At 73.8% G+C, this 25,565-nt stretch carries 24 protein-coding genes; 12 read left to right on the top strand and 12 right to left on the bottom strand.

The features are described 5' to 3' along the window. The first annotated feature begins 772 nt into the window (after window positions 1-772). From AC07D6_RS16030 to AC07D6_RS16010, 5 genes are all read left to right on the top strand, one after another. On the top strand, window positions 773-973 hold the full coding sequence (locus AC07D6_RS16030; RefSeq protein WP_479044832.1) for a hypothetical protein: 201 nt from the start codon (window positions 773-775) through the stop codon (window positions 971-973). Between the two features lie 96 nt (window positions 974-1,069). Continuing rightward, window positions 1,070-1,690 (top strand): PadR family transcriptional regulator, encoded by a 621-nt coding sequence (locus AC07D6_RS16025; protein ID WP_479044830.1) that lies wholly within the window; start codon window positions 1,070-1,072, stop codon window positions 1,688-1,690. A gap of 240 nt (window positions 1,691-1,930) precedes the next feature. Continuing rightward, a complete protein-coding gene (locus AC07D6_RS16020; RefSeq protein WP_391653045.1) occupies window positions 1,931-2,743 on the top strand; it encodes an ABC transporter ATP-binding protein in 813 nt (270 codons plus the stop codon). Further along, window positions 2,740-5,616 carry an FtsX-like permease family protein gene (locus AC07D6_RS16015; protein ID WP_479044828.1) on the top strand — a complete coding sequence of 959 codons (2,877 nt, stop codon included), beginning with the start codon at window positions 2,740-2,742 and terminating at the stop codon, window positions 5,614-5,616. The genes AC07D6_RS16020 and AC07D6_RS16015 overlap by 4 nt, the downstream gene beginning before the upstream one ends. A 96-nt stretch (window positions 5,617-5,712) precedes the next feature. Beyond that, the gene (locus AC07D6_RS16010) at window positions 5,713-6,258 is read left to right on the top strand and encodes a bacterial proteasome activator family protein (RefSeq protein WP_315877055.1); all 546 of its coding nucleotides are present in this window, start codon (window positions 5,713-5,715) and stop codon (window positions 6,256-6,258) included. A gap of 86 nt (window positions 6,259-6,344) precedes the next feature. On the opposite strand, the gene AC07D6_RS16005 is transcribed toward AC07D6_RS16010, so the two are convergent. The 7 genes from AC07D6_RS16005 to pdhA all read right to left on the bottom strand — a co-directional run bounded on the left by AC07D6_RS16005 (window position 6,345) and on the right by pdhA (window position 14,275). Further along, on the bottom strand, window positions 6,345-7,334 hold the full coding sequence (locus AC07D6_RS16005; RefSeq protein WP_315877054.1) for an NAD(P)H-quinone oxidoreductase: 990 nt from the start codon (window positions 7,332-7,334) through the stop codon (window positions 6,345-6,347). Window positions 7,335-7,344: 10 nt separating this feature from the next. Continuing rightward, the gene (locus tag AC07D6_RS16000) at window positions 7,345-8,478 is read right to left on the bottom strand and encodes a potassium channel family protein (RefSeq protein WP_479044825.1); all 1,134 of its coding nucleotides are present in this window, start codon (window positions 8,476-8,478) and stop codon (window positions 7,345-7,347) included. Then, the gene (locus AC07D6_RS15995) at window positions 8,466-9,809 is read right to left on the bottom strand and encodes a molybdopterin molybdotransferase MoeA (RefSeq protein ID WP_479044822.1); all 1,344 of its coding nucleotides are present in this window, start codon (window positions 9,807-9,809) and stop codon (window positions 8,466-8,468) included. The genes AC07D6_RS16000 and AC07D6_RS15995 overlap by 13 nt, the downstream gene beginning before the upstream one ends. Next, entirely contained in the window at window positions 9,806-10,648 is an 843-nt protein-coding gene (locus AC07D6_RS15990; protein WP_479044820.1) for an NTP transferase domain-containing protein, read from the bottom strand. Before AC07D6_RS15990 ends, AC07D6_RS15995 begins: the two co-directional genes overlap by 4 nt. A gap of 92 nt (window positions 10,649-10,740) precedes the next feature. Beyond that, window positions 10,741-12,120: a dihydrolipoamide acetyltransferase family protein gene (locus AC07D6_RS15985; RefSeq protein ID WP_479044817.1), complete on the bottom strand. Its 1,380-nt coding sequence runs from the start codon at window positions 12,118-12,120 to the stop codon at window positions 10,741-10,743. Continuing rightward, the gene (locus AC07D6_RS15980) at window positions 12,120-13,136 is read right to left on the bottom strand and encodes an alpha-ketoacid dehydrogenase subunit beta (protein ID WP_315877049.1); all 1,017 of its coding nucleotides are present in this window, start codon (window positions 13,134-13,136) and stop codon (window positions 12,120-12,122) included. The genes AC07D6_RS15985 and AC07D6_RS15980 overlap by 1 nt, the downstream gene beginning before the upstream one ends. Further along, window positions 13,133-14,275, bottom strand: coding sequence for a pyruvate dehydrogenase (acetyl-transferring) E1 component subunit alpha (gene pdhA, locus AC07D6_RS15975; protein ID WP_479044815.1), 1,143 nt, complete (start codon window positions 14,273-14,275; stop codon window positions 13,133-13,135). The genes AC07D6_RS15980 and pdhA overlap by 4 nt, the downstream gene beginning before the upstream one ends. Before the next feature lie 196 nt (window positions 14,276-14,471). Between pdhA and AC07D6_RS15970 the strand changes: the two genes are divergently transcribed. Beyond that, window positions 14,472-15,017, top strand: a complete 546-nt coding sequence (locus AC07D6_RS15970) for an Lrp/AsnC family transcriptional regulator (protein ID WP_315877074.1) — start codon at window positions 14,472-14,474, stop codon at window positions 15,015-15,017. Between the two features lie 144 nt (window positions 15,018-15,161). Here AC07D6_RS15970 and AC07D6_RS15965 read toward each other — a convergent pair whose 3' ends face one another. Together AC07D6_RS15965 and AC07D6_RS15960 are read right to left on the bottom strand one after the other, a co-directional pair. After that, window positions 15,162-15,761, bottom strand: a complete 600-nt coding sequence (locus tag AC07D6_RS15965) for a TetR/AcrR family transcriptional regulator (RefSeq protein ID WP_315877047.1) — start codon at window positions 15,759-15,761, stop codon at window positions 15,162-15,164. Further along, complete coding sequence (locus AC07D6_RS15960) at window positions 15,758-17,308, bottom strand: 3-hydroxyacyl-CoA dehydrogenase (protein WP_479044811.1); 1,551 nt, start codon at window positions 17,306-17,308, stop codon at window positions 15,758-15,760. Before AC07D6_RS15960 ends, AC07D6_RS15965 begins: the two co-directional genes overlap by 4 nt. A gap of 123 nt (window positions 17,309-17,431) precedes the next feature. On the opposite strand from AC07D6_RS15960, the gene paaN reads away from it, so the two are divergent. Further along, window positions 17,432-19,126, top strand: a complete 1,695-nt coding sequence (gene paaN, locus AC07D6_RS15955; protein ID WP_479044809.1) for a phenylacetic acid degradation protein PaaN — start codon at window positions 17,432-17,434, stop codon at window positions 19,124-19,126. 89 nt (window positions 19,127-19,215) lie between these two features. Here paaN and AC07D6_RS15950 read toward each other — a convergent pair whose 3' ends face one another. From AC07D6_RS15950 to AC07D6_RS15940, 3 genes are read right to left on the bottom strand one after another with little or no spacing between them, the layout of a single operon-like run. After that, window positions 19,216-19,884, bottom strand: coding sequence for a TrmH family RNA methyltransferase (locus AC07D6_RS15950; RefSeq protein ID WP_315877044.1), 669 nt, complete (start codon window positions 19,882-19,884; stop codon window positions 19,216-19,218). Then, complete coding sequence (locus AC07D6_RS15945) at window positions 19,881-21,104, bottom strand: HTTM domain-containing protein (protein ID WP_479044806.1); 1,224 nt, start codon at window positions 21,102-21,104, stop codon at window positions 19,881-19,883. Before AC07D6_RS15945 ends, AC07D6_RS15950 begins: the two co-directional genes overlap by 4 nt. Continuing rightward, complete coding sequence (locus AC07D6_RS15940; RefSeq protein WP_479044804.1) at window positions 21,101-21,826, bottom strand: DUF5819 family protein; 726 nt, start codon at window positions 21,824-21,826, stop codon at window positions 21,101-21,103. The genes AC07D6_RS15945 and AC07D6_RS15940 overlap by 4 nt, the downstream gene beginning before the upstream one ends. 112 nt (window positions 21,827-21,938) lie before the next feature. On the opposite strand from AC07D6_RS15940, the gene paaA reads away from it, so the two are divergent. Genes paaA through AC07D6_RS15915 form a run of 5 tightly spaced genes read left to right on the top strand, consistent with a single transcriptional unit; the run spans window position 21,939 to window position 25,502 of the window. After that, window positions 21,939-22,928: a 1,2-phenylacetyl-CoA epoxidase subunit PaaA gene (paaA, locus tag AC07D6_RS15935; RefSeq protein ID WP_479044802.1), complete on the top strand. Its 990-nt coding sequence runs from the start codon at window positions 21,939-21,941 to the stop codon at window positions 22,926-22,928. After that, window positions 22,925-23,212, top strand: a complete 288-nt coding sequence (gene paaB, locus AC07D6_RS15930) for a 1,2-phenylacetyl-CoA epoxidase subunit PaaB (RefSeq protein WP_255138154.1) — start codon at window positions 22,925-22,927, stop codon at window positions 23,210-23,212. The genes paaA and paaB overlap by 4 nt, the downstream gene beginning before the upstream one ends. Further along, on the top strand, window positions 23,209-23,949 hold the full coding sequence (gene paaC, locus AC07D6_RS15925; RefSeq protein WP_315877040.1) for a 1,2-phenylacetyl-CoA epoxidase subunit PaaC: 741 nt from the start codon (window positions 23,209-23,211) through the stop codon (window positions 23,947-23,949). The genes paaB and paaC overlap by 4 nt, the downstream gene beginning before the upstream one ends. Continuing rightward, window positions 23,943-24,440 carry a 1,2-phenylacetyl-CoA epoxidase subunit PaaD gene (gene paaD, locus AC07D6_RS15920; RefSeq protein ID WP_315877039.1) on the top strand — a complete coding sequence of 166 codons (498 nt, stop codon included), beginning with the start codon at window positions 23,943-23,945 and terminating at the stop codon, window positions 24,438-24,440. Before paaC ends, paaD begins: the two co-directional genes overlap by 7 nt. Further along, entirely contained in the window at window positions 24,441-25,502 is a 1,062-nt protein-coding gene (locus AC07D6_RS15915; protein ID WP_479044798.1) for a 2Fe-2S iron-sulfur cluster-binding protein, read from the top strand. It abuts the gene before it with no gap. Window positions 25,503-25,565 lie beyond the last annotated feature (63 nt).

The raw sequence follows: 25,565 nt of genomic DNA, 5'->3' as shown, positions 1-25,565 counted from the left end.
AGGGAGTCACCCGATGGCTCCAGGTCCCCACACGAGTCGGACGGTCGCGCTGGGAACCCTCCTCCTGTGCGCGGCGTTCGGGCCGGTCCCCACCGCGTACGCGGACGGCAGCGCGTCGCCGCCACCGCGGACGAGCACGGCGGACGGACCCGGCGGGAACGGGTCCAGTGGGAACGGGCCCAGTGGGAACGGGTCCAGTGGGAACGGGCCCAGCGGGTCGGCCGCCCCCGGCTCCTCCCCCACTCCCGGCTCCGCACCCGGCCCCGGCTCCCCCTCCGGCTCTGGTTCCTCCCCCGGCCCCGGCTCCGACACCCACTCCGACTTCGACGCCCACACCGGCCCCGGCTCCGACACCGGCTCCGGGTCCTCTCCCGGCCCCCGTCCCGGCCCCGGCCCCGGCGGGGGGACCTCCCCGGGCCCCACCACGACCGGCCCGGACAGCCGGCCCGGCCCGGACGGCCGGCCCGGCCCGGGAGCCACCACGCCGCCGGGCACCCCGACCGGCTCCGCGCCGGGCACCCCTCCCGTCTCCTCGCCCCCCGGTTCCGGTGGCGGCCCCGAGGCCGAACCCCCGTCCCGGCCGGGCACCGGCAGCCCGGAGCCCTCGCTCGCCGGGCGACCCGCCGGGGCCGGGCTCCAGCGGCCCGGCCGGTCCACGCCGCCGTCGCCGAGCCCCTCCCCCACCCCGTCCCCGTCCGCCTCTCCGGCCGCGGAAGACCCCGTACGTAACAGAACGGCACCGGACCACGGCCACCACGACGACTGGGACCCCGTGCCGGAGGCCGTACCGGAGGAGGACTCCCCCGCCGCCGTACCGCCGCACGGCAGCCCCTCCGCCGCCGCGTGGGAACCGCACGGCCGGGCCGCCGAAACCGGCGTCGACCGGCGCGTTCCCGTGCTGACGCTGGGCGTGGGGCTCACCCTGATGGGACTCGGCCTCGGCTTCATCGGGCTCCGCGTCCGCCGCGCCTGACCGTCCCGCCCGCCGCCGCGTCCCCCTCAAGGGGGACGCCGACGCTCCCCCGGGAGTCGGTTGTGCCGGTGAACATACTCGGTATACATACTGAGTATGTCGATCCGCCACGGGCTCCTCGCCCTCCTCGAACGCGGCCCGCGCTACGGCTCCCAGCTCCGTACGGAGTTCGAGTCCCGCACCGGTTCCACCTGGCCGCTCAACGTCGGCCAGGTCTACACGACCCTCAGCCGCCTGGAGCGGGACGGCATGGTCACCCAGGACGGCGAGGACGGGGCGGGCCACCCCCTCTACGTCATCACCGACGCGGGGCGCGCCGAGCTCCGCACCTGGTTCGAGCGGCCCGTCGACCGCACCAGCCCCGCCCGTGACGAGCTGGCCATCAAGCTCGCCATGGCGGTCGGGGCGCCGGGCGTGGACATCCGCGCCGTGATCCAGGCCCAGCGCCACCACACGGTCAGGGCGATGCAGGACTACACGCGCCTCAAGGCCCGGGCGGTGAGCGCCCTGGAGAGCGGCGGCGAGCAGCGGCGCGACGACGTGGCCTGGCTCCTCGTACTGGAACAGCTGATCTTCCAGACGGAGGCCGAGGCGCGCTGGCTGGACCATTGCGAGGCCCGGCTGATCCGCCTGTCGGCCGCCACGGCCCCGCAGGACCCGCCACCGCCCGAGGCCCCGGCGGCACCACCCGTCGCACGCACCGCACGGCGCGGCTGACCACCGCCGGCCGCCCACCGCTGTTTTCGTCGGCGCCGACCGCCACCGGCCGCCGACCGGCCGCCACCCGGGCGCCCCGAGCGGACACCGCCCGGCCGCGTCGCTCCGGTACCGGCCGGGTACCGCCCCGGGCGTCCGCCGACCGCCCCGCGGCCACACCGACCACCCGAGAACCGAACGACCACTTCCGTGCGCGTACGCCCACCGCGTCCCCGCGCACGCCCAAGGGGGGACCTCTCCATGTCATCACCGACGCCGTCATCACCGACGCCGCAGCCGTCCCAGCGGCCCTCGGCGCCCCAGCGGCCCGAGTTCTCGGCCGCGGGCCGGCAGCCCGTGCTGCGGCTCCAGCAGCTCACCCGCGTCCACGGCACCGGCGCCACCGAGGTGCACGCCCTGCGCGGCATCGACCTCGACGTGTACCCCGGCGAACTGGTCGCCGTCATGGGCCCCTCCGGCTCCGGGAAGTCCACGCTCCTCACCATCGCCGGCGGCCTCGACACCCCCACCTCCGGGCGGGTCGTCGTCGAGGACACCGACATCACGACCGCCGACCGCCGGACCCTCGCCGCACTGCGCCGCCGCAGCATCGGCTACGTCTTCCAGGACTACAACCTCATCCCGGCCCTCACCGCCGCCGAGAACGTCGCCCTGCCGCGCGAACTGGACGGCACGTCCGCCCGCAAGGCGCGCGGCGAGGCCGTCGCCGCGCTGGAGGAGATGGGCCTCGGCCACCTCGCCGACCGCTTCCCCGACGAGATGTCCGGCGGCCAGCAGCAGCGCGTCGCCATCGCCCGCGCCCTGGTCGGCGACCGCCGGCTGGTCCTGGCCGACGAACCGACCGGCGCCCTCGACTCCGAGACCGGCGAGTCCGTCCTCGCCCTGCTGCGCTCCCGCTGCGACGCGGGCGCCGCCGGGGTGCTCGTCACCCACGAGCCGCGGTTCGCCGCGTGGGCCGACCGGGTCGTGTTCCTCCGCGACGGCGCGGTCGTCGACCAGACCGTGCGCACCGGCGCCGAGTCCCTGCTCTCGGGCCAGGCGGGCGAGCGGTGAACGGCTGGTTCCACTCCTGGCGCGCCGCGGTGCGGATCGCCCGCCGCGACGCCTGGCGCTCCAAGGGCCGCAGCTTCCTCGTCCTCGCGATGATCGCGCTGCCCATCCTCGGAGTGAGCGCCGCCGACCTGACGCTGCGCAGCGCCGAGCTGTCCCCGCAGGAGAGGGCGACGCGCCTCCTCGGCGCCGCCGACGCCCGCGTCTCCGACCCCGGGTACGGCGGCGTGCCCGTCCAGCAGTCGCCGGACGGCCAGATGACCACCCCGGCCGACAAGAAGTACGACACCCAACCGGTGCCCGAGGGCCACACCGACGTGAAGAAGGCGCTCCCCGCCGGAGCCACCCTCCTGGAGGACACCAACGGCTACGGGAAGCTCCGCACCGCCCACGGTCTGCTCCACACCGGGATCCGCGAGCTGAAGGCCGCCGACCCCCTCGCCGAGGGGATCCTGACACCCCTGGACGGCCGCTTCCCGCAGCGCCCCGACGAGGTCGCCGCCTCGTCCCGCTTCCTGGAGGAGAGCGGCCTGGAGATCGGCGGCACGCTCACCGCCCGCGGCCTGGAGCGCGAGTACCGGATCGTCGGCTCGTACGAGGTCCCCGACGACCTGCGGGCGCTCCAGGTCAACGCCCTCCCGGGGGCGTTCCTGGAGCCGCTCCGCAAGGGTCTCGAAGCGTCCGGCATGGCCGCGCCCGACATCAGCACCGAGCACCTGGTGAAGCTCCCGGCGGACGGCGGGCACGGTTTCACGTGGAACATGGTCCAGGAGACCAACGCCAAGGGCGCGGTCGTCGTCTCGCGCGCGGTCCTCGTCGACCCGCCCGCCAACGCCGACGTGCCGATCTTCCAGCGCGAGGGCTACACCCCGTTCGACCAGAGCCTGAGCGCCGACAAGTCGGCGCTGGTCGCCGTGGCCACCGTCGTCGGCCTCGCTATGCTGGAGATCTGCCTGCTGGCCGGCCCTGCCTTCGCGGTCGGCGCCCGCCGCTCGCGGCGCCAGCTCGGCCTCGTCGGCGCCAACGGCGGCGACCGCCGCCACATCCGCGCCATCGTCCTGGCGGGCGGCCTGGTGATCGGGGTCGCCGCGGCGGTCGTGGGCACGGTCCTCGGGCTGATCCTCACCTTCGTGCTCCAGCCGGTCCTGGAGGACTCCTTCGGCCAGCGGTTCGGCGCCTTCGACGTGCGCCCGCTGGAGTTGCTGGGCATCGGCGCGCTCGCCGTGCTGACCGGTCTGCTCGCCGCGGTCGTGCCCGCCGTCACCGCGTCCCGCGAGACGGTCCTGGCGTCGCTGACCGGCCGCCGGGGGATTCGCAGGAGCAACCGTGTCCTGCCCGTCATCGGCCTGGTGGCCGCGCTGCTGGGTGCCTCGATCGCCCTGTACGGGTCGGTGTTCTCCGACCAGTTCGTGATCGTCGCGGGCGGCAGCGCCCTCGCGGAGCTGGGCGTCGTCGCGATGACCCCGGCCCTGGTGGGGATGTTCGGCCGGGTCGGCCGCTGGCTTCCGCTGTCGCCGCGCCTGGCACTGCGGGACTCCGTCCGCAACCGGGGCCGTACGGCGCCCGCCGTGGCCGCGGTCCTGGCCGCCGTCGCCGGCACGGTCGCCGTCGCCACGTACGCCACCAGCGAGGACGCCCAGTGGAGGGCCGAGTACGAGGCCCAGCTTCCCTACGGCGCCGTCTCCGCCCTGACCGTCGAGGACGGCGGCCGGGACGTGCCGGCGATCCGCGAGGCCGTGCAGCGGCACGTCCCGGTCGAGGTGCGGGCCGACGTCGCCCGCATCGTGGTCGGCAGGGCCGGGTGCGATCCCTTCTCGGCGGAAGCGGGCTGCGGCCGGACCGAGATCGTCATCCCGAAGGCCAACGAGTGCCCGCTGTGGCCGGAGTCCGCGCCGCCCGGCGTGGACCCGGCGGAGCGGTTCTCCAAGGAGGAGCGCCGCAGGCTGGCCGACGACTGGCGCTGCCGGCCCGGGGGCGGCGGCTACGTTCCGACGGCCGACGGCCTGCTCGTCGCCGACGCGGCGCTGCTGAAGGTGCTCGGGGTCGACGACCCCGCCGCGGAGAAGGCGCTCGCCGAGGGTCGGATCGTCTCGTTCCACAAGAAGCAGGTCGACGCGGCCGGCAGGATCTCCCTGCGGGTGGTCACCGACGCGAAGGCCGCCGACGAGGCCGTCGAGCGGAACGAGCCCGTACCCGGCGAGGTGAAGGCCCTCCCGGCGTACCAGGTCCCCGACGGCACCGCCTCGTACGGCGTCGCCGGCGTCCTCACCCCGGCCGCCGCCGAGGCGGCCGGCCTCGGGACGGTGCCGATGGGCTCGTACTACAGCACCGACCACCTGCCCGGCAGCGAGCAGCGGCAGCGCCTCGACGACGACCTCGCGAAGGTCGGCAGCGAGGTCCACCTCCACGTCGAGACGGGTTACGACAGCGAGAACAGCATCGTGCTGCTCGCCCTGACCGTCTTCGCCGGGCTGATCACGATCGGTGCGGCCGGTATCGCCACCGGTCTGGCCCAGGCCGACGCCGAGGCGGACCTGAAGACCCTCGCCGCGGTCGGGGCGCCGCCGCGGGTGCGCCGCACCCTCAGCGGCTTCCAGTGCGGGGTGGTCGCCGTGATGGGCGTCCTGCTCGGTACGGCCGCGGGCGTGCTCCCCGCGATCGGTCTGCGGCTGACCGAGCGCCGCCAGCAGGAGCGGTGGTACCAGGAGGGCCGCGACGCCGGCTGGACCGGTGTCGCCGACCTGCCGCACGTGCCGATCGTGATCCCGTGGGAGACGTTCGGCGCGCTGCTGGTCGCCGTACCGCTGGGCGCGGCGCTGCTCGCCGCCCTGCTCACCCGGTCCCGTACCGCCGTGGCCCGGCGCACGGCCGCTTAGTGCCGGTCGCACCGGTTCGTGCCCCCGTGCGAGGGTGGATCACCCGCGCACGGGGGCACACCGTGTGATGACGCATCTGTACGAGAGAATGGCGGCATGGAGATGCCGAGGAATGAACGGTCGCAGGAGACCCCGCAGGTCCTCATCGTCGGGCAGGACGGTATGGCGCTCGGCGGCGGCGAGGGTGACGACGAGTCGCGCGAGATCCCGGTGACGGAGATGGTCGAGCAGCCGGCCAAGGTCATGCGGATCGGCAGCATGATCAAACAGCTGCTGGAGGAGGTGCGCGCGGCACCTCTCGACGAGGCCAGCCGCGTCCGGCTGAAGGAGATCCACCACAGCTCGGTGAAGGAGCTGGAGGAGGGGCTGGCCCCCGAGCTCGTCGAGGAACTGGAGCGGTTGTCCCTCCCGTTCACCGACGAGGCGATTCCGTCCGAGGCGGAGCTGCGCATCGCCCAGGCCCAGTTGGTCGGATGGCTGGAGGGCCTCTTCCACGGCATCCAGACGGCGCTGTTCGCCCAGCAGATGGCGGCCCGCGCCCAGTTGGAGCAGATGCGCCGAGCCCTTCCCCCGGGCATGGTCTCGCAGGACGACGACGACCAGGGGCGCGGGCGCGCCCGGACGGGCGGCCCGTACCTGTAGACCCGTACGCACACGAGAGGCGAACGGCCCGGCACACGCGGTGTGTGCCGGGCCGTTCGGCGTGGCTCCTGCTCGTTGAGGGGGCGTCAGTCCGCCGCACCCGTGGTCAGCAGCACCTTGCCGACGTGGGTGCTCTCCTCCAGCACCCGGTGGGCCTCCGCGGCCTCCGCCAGGGGGAACGTGCGGTGCACGACGGGGCGGACCGTGCCCGCCTCGATCAGCGGCCAGACGTGTTCCCGTACGGCCGCGATGATGGTCGCCTTCTCCTCCAGCGGTCGCTGCCGCAACGAGGTCGCCGTCACGGCGGCCCGCTTGCTGAGCAGGGCGCCCAGGTTCAGCTCTCCCTTGGCACCGCCCTGGAGGCCGATGACCGCGAGCCGGCCGTTCATCGCCAGCGCCTTGACGTTCGGCTCCAGGTACTTGGCGCCCATGATGTCGAGGATGACGTCCGCGCCCGCCCCGTCCGTCGCCCGGCGCAGCTCGTCGACGAAGTCCTGGGTGCGGTAGTCGATCAGGATGTCGGCGCCGAGCTCGGCGCAGCGCGCCAGTTTCTCCGGGCCGCCCGCGGTCACCGCGACCCGGGCGCCGACCGCCTTGCCGAGCTGGATCGCCATCGTCCCGATGCCGCTGGCACCCCCGTGCACCAGCAGGGTCTCGCCGGGCCGCAGGTGCGCCACCATGAAGACGTTCGACCAGACGGTCGCGGTGACCTCCGGCAGCGCCGCCGCCGTCACCAGGTCGAGTCCCTTCGGTACGGGCAATAGCTGGCCGGCCGGGACGGCCACCTTCTCGGCGTAGCCGCCACCCGCGAGCAGCGCGCACACCTCGTCGCCGATGGCCCAGCCGGAGACTCCGGGGCCCAGCGCGGAGATCCGGCCCGAGCATTCGAGACCGGGGTAGGGGGACGCGCCCGGCGGGGGGTCGTAGAAGCCCTGCCGCTGGAGCAGATCGGCGCGGTTGACGGCTCCTGCCGTCACGTCGACGAGCACCTCGCCCTCGCCGGGTACGGGATCGGGGACCTCGGACCAGACGAGCGCTTCGGGGCCACCGGGTTCGGGAATCGTGATCGCACGCATGGTCGTGAGGCTACTCCGCCGACGTGCCCGTCGAGGTGCCGTTCCACGCCGTGCCCTTCAACGGGCTCACCGCGCCGCTGACGCCCTTCGACCGCTTGATGGCGATGACCCGGTCGGTCAGCTGGAGCGGACTGGCCTCCGGGTCGTCGTAGCCGATCAGCCGGTGCCCGCGCAACACGCTCACCACCAGGTCCTCGGTGTCCCGGACGCTCCGGCCCGCCTCCGCCTTGGTGACGGGCCGTTCCACGAGGTCCAGGCCGGTGCCCTGGTGGATCAGGTCCTCCAGCACCGTGCCCGCGCTGGGGCTCAGCACGGACAGGCCGAGCAGCCGTCCCGCGGCGCTGGCACTGGTGATGACGGCGTCCGCACCGGACTGGCGCAGCAGCGGGGCGTTCTCCTCCTCGCGCACCGCAGCGATGATCTTGACGCCCTTGTTCAGCTGGCGCGCCGTGAGCGTGACGAGGACCGCGGTGTCGTCCCGCTGGGTGGCGACGATGATCTGGCGGGCCCTCTGGGCCTCGGCACGGAGCAGCACATCGCTGCGGGTGCCGTCGCCGACGACCCCGGTCAGCCCCTCCGCATTGACCATCTCGATCACCTTGCTGCTCGGGTCGACCACCACGACCTGTTGCTTCTTCAGCCCCGTGGCCATCAGGGTCTCCAGCGCGGAGCGGCCCTTCGTGCCGAAGCCGACGACGACGGTGTGGTCTCGCAAGGCCAACCTCCAACGCTTCTGGCGCCACTCCTCGCGGGTGCGCTCGGCGAGCACCTCCAGGGTGGTGCCGACCAAGATGATCAGGAACAGCACGCGCAGCGGGGTCACGATCAGCACGTTGACCAGCCGGGCGGTGTCGCTCGCCGGCACGATGTCGCCGTACCCGGTCGTCGAGAGCGTCACCGTCGCGTAGTAGACGGCGTCGAGCAGGCTGACGTGCCCGTCGACGTTGTCCTTGTACCCGTTGTGGTCCGCCATGACGATCAGCACCGTCACGAGCAGGACGAACAGGGCGAGGGCCAGCCGCTGGCCGACCTGCCTCAGCGGATGCTCGACGATCGGCCTCGGCAGACTGACCCGGCCGGTGGCCAGTTGGTCCTCGTCCTGACGCGCGCGGACCTGCCGACTGGGATGTTTCACGTGAAACACCCGCCTTGGGCCGGGACCGAAGCCGAGACGGGCGCCGTCCACGGCAGGTCGAGGACCTCCAGCGCGTCGCCGGGCCGGGCACCGCCGGGCGGGACGACGGCGAGCCCGTCGGCGGCGGCGAGCCCGCGCAGCATGGCGGGACCGGCGTAGTGGAGGGGAACGGCCTCTCCGGCGCGGCGGACGACGGGCACGAGGCGGGTGTCGTGCGGATGGCCCTGCACCCCGTCCCGTACGGACGCCCAGTACGGCTCGGGGGCGCGGCACCCGGCGAGGCCGCGCAGCAGCGGCTCGGCGAGGGACAGCAGTCCGGACACGGCCGCCAGCGGGTTGCCGGGCAGTCCGACGAGGTACTGGGACGGGGTGAGGCGGGCCAGCAGCATGGGATGCCCCGGCCGTGCCTGTACGCCGTCGACGAGGAGTTCGGCGCCCGCCCCGCGCAGGACGGGGTGGACGTGGTCGACCGGTCCGGCGGCGGTGCCCCCGGTGGTGACGACGAGGTCGGCGCCGGTGCCGGTGACGGCCTCGTACAGCGCCTCGGCGTCGTCCCCGACGCGCCGCACGGCCACGACCTCGGCCCCCAGGGCGCGCAGCCAGGGGTCGAGCATCGGGCCGAGGGCGTCCCGGATGAGCCCGTCGTGCGGGACACCGGAGGTGAGCAGTTCATCGCCGAGGACGAGGACCTCGACGCGGGGCGGCTCGACGATGGCCAGCTCGTCGTACCCGGCGGCGGCGGCCAGGCCCAGTACGGCCGGGGTGACGACCGTGGTGGCGGGGAGGAGCTCGTCGCCCGTACGGCACTCCTGGCCGCGCGGGCGGATGTCCTGGCCGGGCACCACCTCGTGCCGCGCGTACAGGTGTCCGCCGCCCGGCCCCGCACCGGAGCGGTCGCCGCGGCCGGGTTCGGCGCGGGCGTGCTCGGAGCGGATGACGGCGGTGGTGTCGGCGGGGACGCGGGCGCCCGTCGCGATGCGCACCGCGACACCGTCGGGCAGGGCGGGGATCGCGCCGTGGCCGGCGAGTACGGCGTCCCCGGTGCGGATCTCCCACGGCCCGGGTCCGGCGACCGCCCAGCCGTCCATGGCGGAGGTGTCGAACGACGGCAGGTCGGTGAGGGCGGTCAGCGGCTCGGCGAGGACCCGCCCGAGCGCCTCGCCGAGGGGCACGCGGCGGGTGCGGGGGGTCACGCCGCGGCCGGCCCGGGCGGCGATGGCGCGCGCCTGGGGCCAGGGCGTGCCGCGGTGCCCGGGCGGGCTGGACGCGGCGAGGTGGGTCGGCGCTCCGCCGACCAGGGCGAGGGCTTCGTCGACGCCGTCGACGTCCGGCTCGGTCATTCCGCTTCGGCCTCGCTCGCCCAGCGGTTCGCGAGCGCGGCCGCCTTGCGGGCCGCCTCCGCCACCGCCTGCGGGCCGTCACCCTCCGCCTTGGCCGCCGCGTACCCCACGAGGAACGTGGTGAGCGGCGCCGCGGGCCGGGCGACGCCGTGGGCGGCGTCACGGGCCAGGTCGAGCAGCAGGGCGGTGTCGACGTCGAGCTCGATGCCGAGTTCGGCCTTGACCGCGGTGATCCATTCGTCCAGCACGTTCCCATGCTCCCTGATGCGGGCCCGGGCCGTGGCGAGGTCTTCCCAGGTGTCGCAGTCGAAGGAGGCGAGCGGCTGGGCGGGGACCCGGGCGAGGTCCAGTTCCTGCGTCAGCAGACGCAGGGGCAACCCGGAGAGAGGGCCGTGCTCGGTGGCGAGGAGGGCGATCTCGCGGCGCAGCGGCTCGGTGCGGTACGCGGCGACGAGCGGCTGGTCCCGGCCGTCCGCGTCGACGGCCAGGACGGCCTCCGCGGTCGACGCGGCGAGCGCGTCGACGAGGTTCCGTACGGCCGCGCGGTCCAGGAACGGCAGGTCGCCGCCGAGGACGACGACCGTGTCCGCGTCGACGTGTCGCACCCCGGCGGCCAGTGCGGCGACGGGGCCGCCTCCCGGCGGCTCCTCCCGCGCCCAGACGACGGGCCGAGCGGTCGGACGGCGACCGCCGACCACCACGGCCCGTCCGGCGTCGCGACAGACGTGCAGCACCCGGTCGAGCAGGGTGCGTCCACCGACGCTCAGGCCGGGTTTGTCCGCGCCACCGAGTCGCCTCGCGGCGCCTCCTGCCAGCACGACGGCGTCAAATCGGGTCACGCGCCCAGTATGGTCGCCGCCGTGGCGGAGCGGACAGCGCCCCGGCCGCTCGGTGGGGTCCCGACCCGGGGGAGGAGATCGGGACCCCGGCTCTACAGGGTGCGCAGCAGCACCGCGGGGTGTTCGACGCAGTCGGCCACGTACCGCAGGAACCCGCCCGCCGTACCGCCGTCGCAGACCCGGTGGTCGAACGTGAGGGAGAGCTGGACGACCTGGCGGACCGCCAGCTCGCCGTGGTGGACCCACGGCTTCGGGACGATCCGGCCGACGCCGAGCATGGCCGCTTCGGGGTGGTTGATGATCGGTGTGGAACCGTCGACGCCGAACACGCCGTAGTTGTTCAGCGTGAACGTGCCGCCCGTCAGGTCGGCCGGAGACAGCGTGCCCGCGCGCGCCGCCTCGGTGAGTCGGGCGAACTCCGCCGTGAGGCCCTCGGCCGAGCGGGTGTGCGCGTCGCGGACGACGGGCACGACCAGTCCGCGCTCGGTCTGGGCGGCGAAGCCCAGGTGCACTTCGGGCGACCGGACGATCTCGCGGGCCGCGAGGTCGACGCGGGAGTTCAGCTCCGGATGGCGGGCGAGCGCGGCCGTGCAGATCCGGGCCAGCAGCGCCAGCAGGGAGACCTTCTCCCCGCCGGCGGCGTTCATCGCGGCCCGTGCCGCCATGAGCTCCGTCGCGTCGGCGTCCACCCAACAGGTGGCGTCGGGGATCTCCTGGCGGCTGCGGGTCAGCTTGTCGGCGACGGCGCCGCGCACCCCGCGCAGCGGCACCCGCTCGGCGGCCCCCGCCGCCACGGCCCCGGCCGGTACGGGACGCGCCGGAGCGGTGTCCTCCGGGGCCGGCGCTTCGGCGACGGCCCGTTCGACGTCGGCCCGCAGGATCAGCCCGTCCGGGCCGGAGCCGCGCAGCCGCCGCAGGTCGACACCGCGCTCCCGGGCGAGCTTCCGCACGAGCGGCGAGATCACCGGGACCGGCCCCTCCGCGGGCGCGGCGGGCGCCGGCGCGGGAGAGGGCGCGGGCGCGACGGCCCGGGGCGCGGACACGGCGATCGGCACCACCGGGCGGACGCGCCGCCTGCGGGCGGAGGCCGCACTCGTGCCGTAGCCGACCAGCACGTTCCCCGAGCCCTCCTCGGCGGAAGCGGCGGAGGCTCCGGACCCATCCGCGGGCGGGGCCGCGGCCGGCTGACCGGCGGACGCGGTCCCGGAACCGTCCGGCGCCTCCGCGGCGCCGACGGCGACGGTCAGCAGAGGGGCGCCCACCGGCAGTTCCTCGCCCTCCTCGCCGAAGCGGGCGGTGACGACACCGCCGTACGGGCAGGGGACCTCCACCATCGCCTTGGCCGTCTCGACCTCCACGACAGGCTGGTCGACGGCGACGACGTCCCCCACCGAGACGAGCCACCGCACGATCTCCGCCTCGGTGAGGCCCTCACCGAGGTCCGGCAGCGTGAACTCCAGTACCTGGGCCATCAGCTCTCCGCCTCCCACTGGAGCCGGGCGACCGCGTCCAGGATCCGGTCGACACCCGGCAGATGGTGCCGCTCCAGCATCGGCGGCGGGTACGGGATGTCGAACCCGGCCACCCGCAGCACCGGCGCCTCCAGATGGTGGAAGCACCGCTCGGTGACCCGCGCGGCGATCTCCGCACCCGGCCCGGCGAAGCCGGTGGCCTCGTGCACGACGATCGCGCGCCCCGTGCGCCGCACCGACGCGCAGACGGTCTCGTCGTCGAACGGGACCAGCGAGCGCAGGTCCACGACCTCCAGGTCCCAACCCTCCGCCCGCGCCGCCTCGGCCGCCTCCAGGCAGACCGGCACGGACGGGCCGTAGGTGATGAGCGTGGCGCTGCGACCGCTGCGGCGCACCACGGCGCGGCCGATCGGCTCCACCGCGGCCGGGTCGTCGGGCGACCAGTCGGACTTCGACCAGTACAGCCGCTTCGGCTCCAGGAAGACGACCGGGTCGTCGGAGGCGATGGCGGCGCGGAGCAGGCCGTACGCGTCGGCGACCGTCGCGGGGGTGACGACGTGGAGCCCCGGAGTCGCCATGTAGTACACCTCGGAGGAGTCGCTGTGGTGCTCGACGCCGCCGATCCCGCCGCCGTACGGGACGCGAACGACCAGCGGCATCGGCATCGCGCCGCGCGTGCGGTTCCGCATCCGGGAGACGTGGCTGACCAGCTGCTCGAAGGCGGGGTAGGCGAACGCGTCGAACTGCATCTCGACGACCGGCCGCAGCCCGTACATCGCCATGCCCACGGCCGTGCCGAGGATGCCGGCCTCGGCGAGCGGCGTGTCCGTGCACCGGTCCTCGCCGAACTCCTTGGCGAGCCCGTCGGTGACGCGGAAGACCCCGCCCAGCGTGCCGACGTCCTCACCCATGACGTGCACGGCCGGGTCCTCGGCCATCGCGTCGCGCATGGCCCGCTGGAGGGCCTGTGCCATGGTGGCGGGCTTGGTCGCCCGCCCGGCTGCCACGGTGGTCATCGCTCGTCGCCTTCCGCTTCGGCGTCCAACTCGGCCCGCAGCTGCGCGGCCTGCTCCACGAGCTGCGCGGTCGGCTCCGCGTAGACGTGGGCGAACAGGTCCATCGGGTCGAGCTCGGCGTCGGCGTTCATCCGCTCGCGCAACCGCGCGGCCATCGCCTCCGCCTGCTCGGCGGCCTCGCGGATGCCGCTCTCGTCGATGAGGCCACGCTCCGTCAGTTCCCGCTCCAGGAGCTTGACCGGGTCGTGCCGCCGCCACGCCTCGACCTCGGCGGCCTCGCGGTACCGGGTCGCGTCGTCGGCGTTGGTGTGGGCATCGACGCGGTACGTCACGGCCTCGACGAGCGTGGGTCCGCCGCCGCGCCGGGCGCGGGCCACCGCCTCGGAGAGCACCTGGTGGAGGGCCGCCGCGTCGTTCCCGTCGACGAGCCGGCCCGGCATGCCGTAGCCGACGGCCTTGTGGGCGAGCGACGGGGCCGCGGTCTGCTTGGCGAGCGGCACGGAGATCGCGAAGCCGTTGTTCTGCACGAGGAAGACGACGGGGGCCCGCCACACGGCGGCGAAGTTCAGCGCCTCGTGGAAGTCGCCCTCGCTGGTTCCGCCGTCGCCGACCATCGCCAGCGCCACGACGTCGTCGCCCTTGAGCCGGGCGGCGTGGGCCAGGCCCACGGCGTGCGGGAGCTGCGTGGCGAGCGGGGTGCACAGGGGGGCGATGCGGTGCTCGCGCGGGTCGTACCCGGTGTGCCAGTCGCCCCGCAGGAGCGTCAGCGCCTCGACGGGGTCCAGTCCGCGCGCCACGGCGGCCAAGGTGTCCCGGTACGACGGGAACAGCCAGTCCCGGTCCTCCAGGACGAGCGCGGCGGTCACCTCACAGGCCTCCTGGCCCGTGCTGGACGGGTACACGGCCAGCCGGCCCTGCTTGGTGAGCGCCGTCGCCTGCGTGTTGTACCGGCGGCCCCGCACCAACTCGGTGTAGAGCCGGCGCAGTACGGCGGGGGCGAAGTCGGCCGCGGCATCCGTGCCCAGCACCCGGTACGGCTCGGGGTCCGGGAGCAGCGGCGCGGGATCCGTGCGCGGCTTCCATGCCGGCGGCGGAGTGGGCTGGTAAGAGGCCGCGCCGGGCAGCTCTTGGACCGTCATGACAGCACCTCCTCGTGGGAGCGGGCATAACACCCGGGGGCGGCGCGGATGTGGCGCGCCTCACCTACCGATTGTTCGGTCGTGGAGCAAATTTGGCTACGGGCACCCCAAGCCTGTGGACAAACGGTTTTGCACAGCCTGGGATAGGGGCAGGTCGTCCAGAGGAGAGAGGCGGGGGGACATGGGGGCTGAACGAATGGCCGACGGTTGGGAGCAGGCGCCGCAGGGCGGTGACCGCACTCCGCCGCCGCGCCCGCTCGACGCCATCGACCGCGACATCCTGCGGATCCTCCAAACGGATGGGCGGGCGTCGGTACGGTCGGTGGCCGAGCGGGTCCACGTGTCGCGGGCGAACGCGTACGCGCGGATCAACCGGCTCATCGACGACGGGGTGATCCGCGGCTTCAGCGCGCGCGTCAACCACGAGCGGGCGGGGCAGGGCGCGTCCGCGTACATCACGCTCAAGATCGTGCAGAATTCGTGGCGCACGGTCCGCGAGCAGCTCCAGGCGCTGCCGGGCGCGGCGCACATCGCCCTGGTGAGCGGGGACTTCGACGTGCTGCTGCTGGTGCACACGCCGGACAACCGCAGCCTGCGCGAGCTGGTCCTGACCAAGCTCCAGGCGATCCCGGAGGTGCTGTCCACGCGCACGCTGCTGGTGTTCGAGGAGACGGACGTCCACCGCAAGTTCGCGGCCGACGGGGCGGCGGGTGGGGTGCGGAGACCGGCGACCGGGGTGTGAGGGGACGCCGACCGGCGGCGCGGGCCGGGGCGCCGACGACGCGGGCGGGGAAGGCCGGGGCGCGGGCCACCGCCGGGACCCGCGCCACCGGGACCGGGTCCCGCGCCACCCGGCGGAGGGCTGCCCGGTGCGCAGGCGGAGGGCTCAGTGCCCGGTGCGCAGGCCGTCGAAGGCCAGGCGGACCACCGTGTCCGCCACCTGCCGGCGGTCGGCGCCGTCCCCGCCCCCGGGCTGCGGGCGGTACCACTCGACGAGCGAGTTGACCATGCCGAACAGCAGCCGGGTCGCGATCTTTATGTCCATGTCGGAGCGGAGGTCCCCGTCCGCCGCCGCCGCCTTCATCAGGTCGGCGACGCGGTGGTCGAACTCGCGGCGCCGCTCCAGCGCCCAGCGCTCGGTCCGCGTGTTGCCGCGCACCCTCAGCAGCAGCGTCACGTACGGCAGTTCGTCGACCAGCACCTCGACCGTGCGCCGGGTGACGTACTCGACCCGCTCGACGGCCCGGCCGCGGGTGGCGGGCCCCTCGTCGAGGACGGCGAACAGCCCGTCCAGGGCGCGGCTGACCGCCCGCCGCAGCAGTTCCTCCTTGCCCGTGACGTGGTGGTAGATCGAGGACTTGGAGATCCCGGCGGCCTTGGAGAGGTGCTCCATGGACGTGCCGTCGTAGCCGCGTTCGTTGAAGACCTGGACGGCGACCGAGAGGAGCGTCTCGGGCGTGTAGGTGTCGCGCCTGGTGCTCGTCATCGTCCGGTCTCCCGCTCGTCGTCGGCGTAGGAGTGGCGGTAGAGCGCCAGGGAGGGCGCGTAGCGTCCCGAGGGGTCGCGCTGGTGGAGCTCCTCCAGGATGCCGTACGCCCAGCTCCTGCCGATCTTGCGACTCCACTCGAAGGGCCCGAGCGGGTAGTTGACGCCGAGCCGCATCGCGGTGTCGACGTCCTCCTCCGTGGCGACGCCCTTGGCGACCGCCTCGTGCGCGAGGTCGATGAGCCGCGCCACGGTCCGGGCGACGATCATGCCCGGCACGTCGCCGATGACGCTGACCTTCTTGCCCAGGGCCTGGAAGAGGCCGATCGCCTGGTCGAGGGTCTCCTGGGACGTGTCCGGGCCGGCGGCCAGCGCGATGCGGGTCGCCTCGCGGTAGTCGAGGGCGAGGTCGAAGTAGACGACGTCGCGGAACTCGACGGACGTCTGGCCGTCGGCCGGTGCCAGCTGGCCCCCGCCGGGCAGTTCGAGGCGCGTGCCCCGGTCCTCCTCCTCTTCGCGGAGGGGGATCCCGGCCTCCCGGATCATGTCGAGCAGCTCACCGAAGGGGGCGAGGTCGCCCTCGACGACGACGTACGCGGGCGGGTCGGCAGGCTCGGCGGTGTGCGGCTCGGGACGGTGGACGCCCCGGTCGTCGTACGCGTACCAGCCGCGGCCGGTCTTGCGGCCGAGCATCCCGGCCTCGACGAGGCGCCGCTGGGCGAGCGAGGGGCGGAACCGGGGATCCTGGAAGAACGCCTCCCAGACCGACGTGGTCACCGCCTCGTTGACGTCCTGGCCGATGAGGTCGGTCAGCTCGAAGGCCCCCATGCGGAAGCCGCCGGACTCGCGCAGGACGGCGTCGATGGTGGCCGGGTCGGCGCCCTGCTCCTCGTAGACCGCGAACGCCTCGGCGTAGAAGGGGCGGGCGATGCGGTTGACGATGAAGCCCGGCGTGTCGGCGCAGGCGACCGGGGTCTTGCCCCAGGCGCGGGCGGTCTCGTACGCGCGCGTGGCGGACGCGATGTCCGTCGCGAAGCCGCTGACGACCTCGACGAGGGGCAGCAGCGGCGCCGGGTTGAAGAAGTGCATGCCGACGAAGCGGCCGGGGAGGCGCAGCGCGCCGCCGATGGCGGTGACGGAGAGCGAGGAGGTGTTGGTGGCGAGGAGGCAGTCGTCGTCGACGATCTTCTCCAGCGCGGTGAAGAGCTCCTGCTTGACCGTGAGGCGCTCCACGACCGCCTCGACCACGAGCGCGGCGTCGGCCAGCTCGTCGAGGTCGGCGGCCGGGTGGAGGCGCGCGGCGGCCGCGTCCCGCTCCTCCTGGGCGAGGCGCCCCTTGGCGACCAGCCGGTCCAGCCGCCCGAGGAGGGACTCGGCGGCCTGCTCGGCACGGCCGGGCGCGGCGTCGTGGAGGCGTACGCGGTGGCCGGCGACGAGCGCGACCTGTGCGATGCCCTGGCCCATGGTCCCCGCCCCGACGACGGCGACGGTCCGATCGCGTTCGACGGCGGTCCCGGCGGCCCGTGTGGTGGCCTCAGTGTCGGTCATGCCAGTGATCCTCCCCGATGCGTTGTCCACAGGTTCGGGAGACCCCCTTGTCCCGACCGATCGTTCGGTTACTCTAGCTCTGTCCGCCTGTTCCTGCCCAGCTCACCGAGGAGTTGGTCCGCCATGGCCGCCGCGCAGCTGACCCCCGCCCACCTGTCCGAGAGGCACCGGCCCACGCTCGACCAGGCCCTGGAGGCGATCCGTACGCGCGCCTACTGGTCGCCGCACCCGGAGCACCCGAAGGCGTACGGGGAGAACGGCTCGCTGAGCGCCGAGGACGGCCTCGCCGCCCACCGGGCGACCCTCGGCTCCCGCTTCGACCTGGACCAGCCGGGCACGGACGGCTGGACGGGCGGGGAGGTGTCCCCGTACGGCCCGGCGCTCGGCGTGGAGTACCCGCACGTGGACGTGGACGTGCTGTTGCCGGCGATGCGCGCCGGCCTGGGCGCCTGGCGGGACGCCGGCCCGGAGACGCGCGCGCTGGTCTGCCTGGAGATCCTGGCCCGCATCAGCGCCCGGACGCACGAGTTCGCGCACGCGGTGATGCACACGAGCGGGCAGGCGTTCGTGATGGCGTTCCAGGCGGGCGGCTCGCACGCGCAGGACCGCGGCCTGGAGGCGGTGGCGTACGCGTACGAGGAGCAGGTCCGGACGCCGCGGGAGGCCGAGTGGTCCAAGCCGCAGGGCAAGCGGGGCCCGCTGGAGCTGCGCAAGACGTTCACCCCGGTCGGCCGCGGCATCGCCCTGCTGATCGGCTGCAACACCTTCCCGACGTGGAACGGCTACCCGGGCCTGTTCGCCTCCCTGGCGACCGGCAACGCCGTCCTGGTCAAACCGCACCCGCGCGCGGTCCTGCCGCTCGCCCTGACCGTGCGGATCGCGCGCGACGTACTGGCCGAGGCGGGCTTCGACCCGAACCTGGTGGCGCTGGCCGCCGAGCGCCCCGGCGAGGGCATCGCCAAGACGCTGGCCGTCCGCCCCGAGATCCGGATCATCGACTACACGGGCTCGACGGCGTTCGGCGACTGGCTGGAGGCCAACGCCCGCCAGGCACAGGTCTACACGGAGAAGGCCGGCGTCAACACGATCGTCGTGGACTCCACCGACGACTACCGGGGGATGCTGGCCAACCTGGCCTTCTCCCTCTCCCTGTACAGCGGCCAGATGTGCACGACCCCGCAGAACCTGCTGATCCCGCGCGACGGCATCACGACCGACGCCGGCCCGAAGTCGTACGACGAGGTGGTCACCGACCTCGCCGCCGCCGTGGAGGGCCTGCTGGGCGACGACGCGAGGGCGAACGGGCTGCTGGGCGCGCTGGTCAACCCCGACGTGAAGGCCCGCCTGGAAGCGGCCGCGGGACTGGGCGAGGTCGCCCTGCCGTCCCGCGAGGTCGTCAACCCGGACTTCCCGGACGCCGTCGTGCGCACGCCGCTCCTGGTCAAGCTGGACGGCTCCAAGCCGGACGCGGAGGCCGCCTACATGTCGGAGTGCTTCGGCCCCGTCTCGTTCGCCGTGGCCGTGGACTCCACGGCCGGTGCGCTGGAGCTGCTGCGGCACACGATCCGCGAGAAGGGCGCGATGGCGGTCGGCGCATACACGACCTCGCAGGAGGTGGAGCGCGCGGTCGAGGAGGTCTGCCTGGAGGAGTCGGCGCAGCTCTCGCTGAACCTGACGGGCGGCGTCTACGTCAACCAGACCGCCGCGTTCTCCGACTTCCACGGTTCGGGCGGCAACCCCGCCGCGAACGCCGCCCTGTGCGACAGTGCCTTCGTGGCGAACCGCTTCCGGGTGGTGGAGGTCCGCCGCCCGGCGTGACCCGAAGCCCGGCGTGACCCGGCGCCCTGCGTGACCGGGCACTCGGGACGATCCGGTGCCCGGCGTGTCCGGGTGCCGGGACCCCGCTCTCAGGCGGGGGAGCCACCGATCTCGGCGTACCGCTGGATCCAGGCGTGCATGGCGATCGCCGCGGCGGCTCCCGCGTTGATGGAGCGGGTCGAGCCGAACTGGGCGATGGAGCACACCATCCGGGCGTGCTTCCGGGCCTCCTCGGTGAGGCCCGGCCCCTCCTGCCCGAACAGCAGCACGCAGCGGCGGGGCAGCTCGGTGCGCTCCAGGGGCACCGCGCCCGGCAGGTTGTCGATGCCGATGATCGGCAGGCCCTCCGCCGCGGCCCAGGCCGTCAGCGACTCGGTGTCGGGGTGGTGGCGCACGTGCTGGTACCGGTCGGTGACCATCGCGCCGCGCCGGTTCCAGCGGCGGCGCCCGACGATGTGGACCTCCTTCGCCAGGAAGGCGTTGGCGGTCCGGACGACCGACCCGATGTTGAAGTCGTGGCCCCAGTTCTCCACCGCCACGTGGAAGTCGTGGCGGCGGGTGTCCAGGTCGGCGACGATCGCCTCGCGCGTCCAGTACCGGTAGCGGTCGACGACGTTGCGCCGGTCGCCCCCGGCGAGCAGCTCGGGGTCGTACCGCTCGTCCCGCGGCCAGGGCAGGGGATGCGGCCCGACGCCGACCTCGGGGCCGTAGCCGTCGTCGTACTGGAGGGGGGTGTCCGCCTGGGTCTCGCTGCTCACCCGACGAGGGTACGGGGAGCCGGCACGTCCGGTACGGGGCCCCGTTCCCCCGCCCCCGCCGCCCGGCCGGGGCGCAGCCGCCCCCCGGCGCGACGGGCCCGGCCCTCCAGCCACAACAGGAAGGCCGTCGGCAGGAAGACGGCGTCCGCGGTGATCATGGCGAGGGAGAAGAACGGCAGCCCGAGCAGCAGCGCGATCCCCGCGTGCTCCAGCATCATCGCCGCGAGCAGCACGTTCTTGACCCGGCGGTTGAAGAGGGTGAACGGGAAGGCCACCTGCACGATCACCGTGCCGTAGGTGATGACCATGACCACCAGGCTGGCGCCGGCCAGCAGGTCGGACAGGACGGGCCACGGGCTGAAGTAGTCCAGCTTCAGCGGGTAGTACAGGGCGGTGCCGTCCTGCCAGCGCGAGCCCTGGATCTTGTACCAGCCGGCCGTCGCGTAGATCAGGCACACCTCGGCCATGATCACCGCGAGGGTGGCGTTGTGCAGCAGGTTGGCGAGGACGTCGAGCAGGACGCGCGGCTGGCCGGGGGCGAAGCGGCACACCAGCCACCACGCTCCCTGGGCGAGCCACAGCAGCCCCAGCAGCACGACGATCCACGGCTCGCCGCTCCTGTCGCGGAACAGCAGGACCGCCACGAGGCCGAGGCCCAGCACCGTCCACAGCGCCACCCCGGTCGGGTCGGAGCCCGCCCCGGCGGGGCGGCGGGCCCGGCGGCGCGCGTCCAGCGACCAGACGCGTCCGCAGCGGGTGAGGACGAGGTAGATCGCCATGAGGTGGATGACGTTGTCACCGCCGTCACCCATGAAGACGGAGCGATTCTGCAGCGAGAGGACGCCCACCATGAACAGCGCCGACGTGGCCCGGGTGCGCCAGCCGACCAGCAGCAGGGCGCTGGACAGCACGGCGACCGCGTAGACGACCTCGAACCACAGGGCGGAGTCCGTCCACATCAGGACGGTGAAGGAGTGGTTGTCCGCGATCAGTTGCCGCGCCATGTGCCAGCCCCACGGGCTGTCGGGCCCGTACAGCTCGTGGCGATGGGGGAACTCGCGGAGGAGGAAGAACAGCCAGGTCGCGGCGAAGCCGATCCGGACGACGGCGGTCTGGTACGGGCCGAGGACGGTGCCCGTGAGCCGCTGGACGGCCCTGGCGAGGCGCCGGTCGGGGCTCTCGCGGCGGTCCGCGGGCCGGGAGGTGCTGGTCGGGTTCACCGGGCCTCCTCCGCTGTGCGTCCGCCCGTCGCGCCGCCCGGCAGATCGGCGGCGGTCACGGTCCACCAGGGCAGGAGCCGGTAGTACGTCCGCGTGTCGGTCTTCTCGCGGCTCCACGGCGGGGCGGCGACGCCCGTGGTCGACGAGCGCATCTGTATCCGCTCGACCTTCCCGCCCAGTCGGTGGTCCTCCAGCCGCGACATGGCGATGCGGCGTATGTAGCGCTCGGAGAGGCCGGCGCGCAGACTGTTCGCCCGGTCGTCGTCGCCGTGCTGGTTGGCGTAGAAGTCCCAGGCGCGGCGCAGCTCGTTCTGCTGCACGTGGCTGGGGAAGGGGTTGCCGTGGATCGCCTCGGCGTCCTCGGCGGTCAGGTCGATCCACGGGGTGACCCGACGGGTGCCGTCGCGGACCACCTCGGCGCGGACCTGGACCGCGATGTTCTGCTGGAGCGGGTTGGGCGCGAAGAGCTTCCAGTTCTGCTCGAACTCCGGCATGACCCAGGCGTCGACGGTTTCGCCGTGCTGTTTGGTCAGTGTGTTCGACGGCGCGACGTGGAGGAACACCACGCCCACGTGGAAGCAGGCGACCAGACCGATCACCGCGAGGGCGACGGCACCCACCACCTGGTACGGCAGGGAGAGCGCCGCCAACCCGGCGTGATCAGGGCTTTCGCCGCCGACAGCGCCCCCGGCGCGTCCGCGCCGCTCGTCGTACGACTCCATCCCGCCCCGTTCCGCGTCTCTCCACCCCGGTTTTCCACAGGGTTGACACCATACGGGCCGCCGACTCACCATTGAAGTCATTCAACCGAACGATCGGTCGGCAGGGGGCCCGATGACGGCAGTGACGGCGGACTCGCAGGAGGCGTACGAGGCGGTGTTCAACGCCGCCGTGGCCGCCGACGAGCGCATCGAACCGCGCGACTGGATGCTGGAGGCGTACCGCACCACGCTGATCCGGCAGATCGCCCAACACGCCCACTCCGAGATCATCGGCATGCAGCCCGAGGCGAACTGGATCACGCGTGCGCCCTCCCTGCGCCGCAAGGCGATCCTGATGGCCAAGGTCCAGGACGAGGCGGGGCACGGCCTGTACCTGTACAGCGCAGCCGAGACCCTGGGCGTCAGCCGGGACGAGCTGCTGGACAAGCTCCACTCGGGCCGCCAGAAGTACTCGTCGATCTTCAACTACCCCACGCTGACCTGGGCCGACGTCGGCGCGATCGGCTGGCTCGTCGACGGCGCCGCGATCACCAACCAGGTGCCGCTGTGCCGCTGCTCCTACGGGCCGTACGCCCGCGCGATGATCCGGGTCTGCAAGGAGGAGTCCTTCCACCAGCGCCAGGGGTACGAGGCGCTGCTCGCCCTCTCGCGGGGCACGCCGGCGCAGCACGAGATGGCGCAGGACGCCGTCAACCGCTGGTGGTGGCCGTCGCTGATGATGTTCGGCCCGCCCGACGACGAATCGGCGCACTCCGCGCAGTCCATGGCCTGGAAGATCAAGCGCCACTCCAACGACGAGCTGCGCCAGCGCTTCGTCGACATCTGCGTCCCGCAGGCCGAGTCCCTGGGCCTGACCCTCCCCGACCCCGACCTCCGGTGGAACGAGGAGCGGGGCCACTACGACTTCGGCGCGATCGACTGGACCGAGTTCCGCGAGGTCCTCAAGGGCAACGGTCCGTGCAACGAACAGCGGATCACCCAGCGCCGCCGCGCCCATGAAGAGGGAGCCTGGGTCAGGGAGGCGGCGGCCGCGTACGCCGCGAAGCAGCGCGATCGGAACAAGGGCGACGAGTCCGGGAACACCGGGGAGGCGACGGCATGACGACCAGCGACTGGCCGCTGTGGGAGGTGTTCGTCCGCTCGCGCCGCGGGCTGTCCCACACGCACGCGGGAAGCCTGCACGCCCCGGACGCCGAGATGGCCCTGCGCAACGCCCGCGACCTGTACACCCGGCGCAGCGAGGGCGTCTCCATCTGGGTCGTCCCCGCCACCGCGATCACCGCGTCGTCACCGGACGAGAAGGACCCGTTCTTCGAACCGTCCGCCGACAAGCCCTACCGGCACCCGACGTTCTACGAGATCCCCGAGGGGGTGCAGCACCTGTGACGACCTCCCTGAACACCGCGGCCCTCGCCCTCGGCGACGACGCGCTGGTGCTGTCCCACCGGCTGGGGGAGTGGGCGGGCCACGCGCCCGTGCTGGAGGAGGAGGTCGCCCTCGCCAACATCGCGCTGGACCTGCTCGGACAGGCCCGCGTCCTGCTCTCCCTCGTCGCAGACGAGGACGAACTGGCCTTCCTCCGGGAGGAGCGGGCCTTCCGCAACGCCCAGCTCGTCGAGCAGCCGAACGGCGACTTCGCCCACACCATCGCCCGCCAACTGTACTTCTCCACCTACCAGCGCCTGCTGTACGGCCGGCTCGCGGCCACCGACGCGCGCCCGGGCGACGAGGGCCACGAGGCGCTGCGGGGCCTGGCCGCGAAGGCGGTCAAGGAGGTCGCCTACCACCAGGACCACGCCGAGCAGTGGACGCTCCGGCTCGGTGACGGCACCCCCGAGAGCCACGACCGGATGCGGACGGCCTGTGCCGCGCTGTGGCGCTTCACCGGCGAGCTGTTCCAGCCCGTCGAGGGCGTCGACGTCGACTGGCGGGAGCTGGAGGCCGACTGGCTGACGTCGGTCTCCGCCGTGCTGGACCGGGCGACCCTCCCCCTCCCCGAGGGGCCCCGGGCGACGGCGTGGAGCGCGGGCGCCGGACGGCAGGGCGTGCACACCGAGCCGTTCGGGCGGATGCTCGCCGAGATGCAGCATCTGCACCGCAGCCACCCGGGGGCGTCATGGTGACCATGACGCCGCTCGAGGAGGAGCTGAGCCGCCTGGCCGGTTCGGTCCCCGATCCCGAGATGCCCGTGCTCACCCTGGAGGAGTTGGGCGTGCTGAGGGGCGTGCGGGTCCTCGGCCCCGGCAGGGTCGAGGTCGAGCTGACCCCCACGTACACCGGCTGCCCGGCGATCGAGGCGATGACCTCGGACATCGAACGGGTCCTCCACGACCGAGGCATGGTGGAGGTCTCGGTCCTCACGGTCCTCTCCCCCGCCTGGTCCACGGACGACATCAGCGACGAGGGGCGGCGCAAGCTCGCCGAGTTCGGCATAGCCCCGCCCCGGCCGCAGTGGCATTCCGGCGGCCCCGTGCCGCTCACGCTCGCCATCCGCTGCCCGCACTGCGGCTCGACCGACACCGAGCTGCTGAGCAGGTTCTCCTCGACCGCGTGCAAGTCGCTGCGTCGCTGCGCCTCCTGCCGCGAACCCTTCGACCACTTCAAGGAGTTGTAGATGTTCCATCCGCTCCGGGTGAGCGGGGTCGAGCGGCTCACGGACGATTCGGTGGCCGTCTCCTTCACCGTCCCGCCAGAGCTGCGGGAGGCGTTCCGCCACATCCCCGGCCAGCACGTGACGATGCGTCGGGCCTCCACCGGCGATGAGGAGATCCGCCGTACGTACTCGATCTGCTCACCCGCCGCCGGTTCGGGAGAGGACCCGGTGCTGCGCGTCGGCATCCGGCTCGTCGAGGGCGGCGAGTTCTCCACCTACGCCCTGAAGCAACTCTCCGTCGGGGACACGGTGGAGGTCATGGAGCCGACGGGCAGGTTCGTCCTGCCGCCGCGGCCCGGGCACTTCGCGGCGATCGTCGGCGGCAGCGGCATCACCCCCGTGCTGTCGATCGCGGCGACGCTGCTGGCGCGGGAGCCGCGGGCCCGCTTCTGCCTCATACGGAGCGACCGCACGGCCGCGTCGACGATGTTCCTCGACGAGGTCGCCGACCTGAAGGACCGCTACCCCGACCGCTTCCAGTTGGTCACGGTGCTGTCCCGTGAGGAGCAGCAGACCGGGTTGCCGTCCGGCCGGCTGGACGAGGAGCGGCTGTCCCGCCTCCTCCCGGCGCTGCTGGCGGTGGACGACGTGGACGGTTGGTTCCTGTGCGGGCCGTTCGGGCTGGTCCAGGGTGCCGAGCGGGCGCTGCGGGGCCTCGGCGTGCCGAGGGACCGGGTCCACCAGGAGATCTTCCACGTGGACGGCGGCTTGTCGCCGGTCCGCCGGCCGGCCTCGGGCGGGGCGCCGGCGGCCACGCTGACGGCGACCCTGGACGGCCGGTCCGGGACGTGGCCGGTGCGGGAGGGCGAGGCCCTGCTGGAGACCGTGCTGCGCGGCCGGTCGGACGCGCCGTACGCCTGCAAGGGCGGCGTCTGCGGTACGTGCCGGGCCTTCCTCGTCTCGGGCGAGGTGCGGATGGACCGCAACTACGCGCTGGAGACCGAAGAGACGGACGCCGGCTACGTACTGGCGTGCCAGTCGCACCCGATGACACCGGAGGTCGAACTCGACTTCGACCGGTGAGACGGGCGGGCGGCAGTGACGGTGGCGGACACGCGCCGGCCCAGCCGCCCGGTTCCTCACGAC

It is taken from the genome of Streptomyces sp. NPDC045287, assembly GCF_056432325.1.
This window is presented reverse-complemented; position numbering and strand designations above follow the sequence as displayed.